Annotated in this window: 4 protein-coding genes; 3 read left to right on the top strand and 1 reads right to left on the bottom strand. The window is 60.6% G+C overall.

The features are described from left to right. The coding region (locus E5W87_RS34240) for a response regulator (RefSeq protein WP_292407999.1) at positions 1 to 391 on the bottom strand (391 nt) is incomplete at its 3' end. Positions 392 to 628: 237 nt separating this feature from the next. Between E5W87_RS34240 and E5W87_RS34235 the strand changes: the two genes are divergently transcribed. From E5W87_RS34235 to clpS, 3 genes are all read left to right on the top strand, one after another. Next, a complete protein-coding gene (locus E5W87_RS34235) occupies positions 629 to 958 on the top strand; it encodes a hypothetical protein (RefSeq protein WP_292408011.1) in 330 nt (109 codons plus the stop codon). Between the two features lie 36 nt (positions 959 to 994). Beyond that, the gene (locus tag E5W87_RS34230; RefSeq protein ID WP_095484207.1) at positions 995 to 1,210 is read left to right on the top strand and encodes a hypothetical protein; all 216 of its coding nucleotides are present in this window, start codon (positions 995 to 997) and stop codon (positions 1,208 to 1,210) included. Positions 1,211 to 1,500: 290 nt separating this feature from the next. Then, on the top strand, positions 1,501 to 1,806 hold the full coding sequence (gene clpS / locus E5W87_RS34225) for an ATP-dependent Clp protease adapter ClpS (protein WP_292407994.1): 306 nt from the start codon (positions 1,501 to 1,503) through the stop codon (positions 1,804 to 1,806). Positions 1,807 to 1,870 lie beyond the last annotated feature (64 nt).

Here is a 1,870-nt window from a genome sequence, read left to right as displayed (position 1 = left end):
TGGGCCGCCGCGGCTCGGCGGCGCCGTTGCGCCTAAGCACGGCGCGGATCCGCGCCAGCAGCTCGCGCGGATCGAAGGGTTTCGGCACATAGTCGTCGGCACCCATCTCCAGCCCGACCACGCGGTCGGTCGTCTCGGTGACCGCGGTCAGCATGATGATCGGCGTCGCATGGTTGGCGCGAAGATCGCGGCAAAGCTCCAGCCCGCTCTTTCCGGGCAGCATGACGTCCAGAACGATAAGGTCCACCTGCCCGCGGCGCAGGACGGCTTCCATCTCGGTACCGTCGGCGGCGACCGACGTGTGTAGCCCCCGTTTCCGGAAGAATTCCTGAAGCAGGTCGCGAATGCCCTTGTCGTCGTCGACGATCAGTATGTGCGCGTCGGATTTCACTCAGAGCCCTGCCGTCATTGGTGGCCGAACCGTCAGTCGGTTCATCACCCACACGATAGAATTCAGGCCATATGTTGGCCGGTGACGATAAGCGACCCCGAACGGGTTGCTCAGAAACAATCCAGAAACAAAATTCTACAGTCCGGAAAAACTCCCGAAAAAAATCAAAGGCATAAGTGGTGCCGTGGCGGTCAGGTCATCGGCTGCGGCACGCGTTACGGGATTACGGACAAACCAATGCAAAGGTTCTCGATCAGCTTGATGGGTGTGGTGCTCGGCATCTCGCTTATCACCGCCGCGGTCGAACAATCCTATGCAAAGGTGGCCGATGCAAAGGTAGCCGAGACAAACGCGGCGATCACCCGGAGCGAGCGTTGCAGCGATCTGAGCCGTCAATTCGACGAAGCCCTCGAAACCCATGCCGCGGCAACGCAGGTCACCGCGGCGAAGGCACTTCAAAGGAAGGGGAACCGGTTCTGCGCCAACAAGAAACAGGCACAAGGAATCCGGATGCTCGCCAACGCTTTGAAGCTGCTTGGAGTGACACCGATCGACCCCGTTCAGTGACACTCAATCCGATCTGCACAACAAGGAAACGAAACCATGAAAAAGTCCCTCCTCTCCGCTCTCGGTCTCGCCATCGCGCTTGCCTTCTCGATGCCGGTTCTCGGCGCCAGCAGCGCCAACGCCGCCACCACGACTGCGGCTGCAACGACTGCGACGACCGCTGCGCCGGCCAAGATGGTGAAGAAGGTCGCCGCCAAGAAGACCGTCAAGAAGCACAAGAAGCACGCAGTCAAGGCAGCTCCGAAGGCCTGATCCAGCGACATCTCTTGTCCACTAAGAAGACCGCTCCAGTTGCGATACGCCTGGAGCGGTCTTCTTTTCCGTTCCAGATGGGCGGCGTCTGTCGCGGAGCCAATCGAAATTCCCGCCGGGCTTCGCTGCACCAAGCCGTTGAACGGCGGCCGGCAATTCCCACATAGGCACGGACTTGTGAACGGCCGCGCCCCGCCAGGAAGGCGGTTTGTGCGCGGCTCAAAATGGACGATCGCTTTCGTTCATGTCAGAATAAAAGCGAAATTCTTGCGCGCAACTGCCGGGTTCCGATGCCTGAAATCACGACAAAACCCAGCACCAAGACGCAGCCGAAGATCGAACGGCCGAAGCTCTACAAGGTCATCCTGCTGAATGACGACTTCACGCCGCGCGAGTTCGTGGTGACGGTGCTCAAGGGCGAATTCAAGCTGAGCGAAGACCAGGCGCGACGGGTGATGATCACCGCGCACCAGCGCGGCGTCTGCGTCGTCGCCGTCTTCACCAGGGACGTCGCCGAGACCAAGGCGACGCGGGCGACCGATGCCGGCAAGGCCAAGGGCTATCCGCTGATGTTCACGACGGAGCCTGAGGAGTGAGGTGGTTTATCCTTCTCCCCTTGTGGGAGAAGGTGGATTGGCGCGCAGCGCCAAGACGGTTGAG

Origin of the sequence: Mesorhizobium sp., assembly GCF_004962925.1 — a bacterium.
In the GTDB taxonomy this organism is placed as follows: domain Bacteria; phylum Pseudomonadota; class Alphaproteobacteria; order Rhizobiales; family Rhizobiaceae; genus Mesorhizobium.
This window is presented reverse-complemented; position numbering and strand designations above follow the sequence as displayed.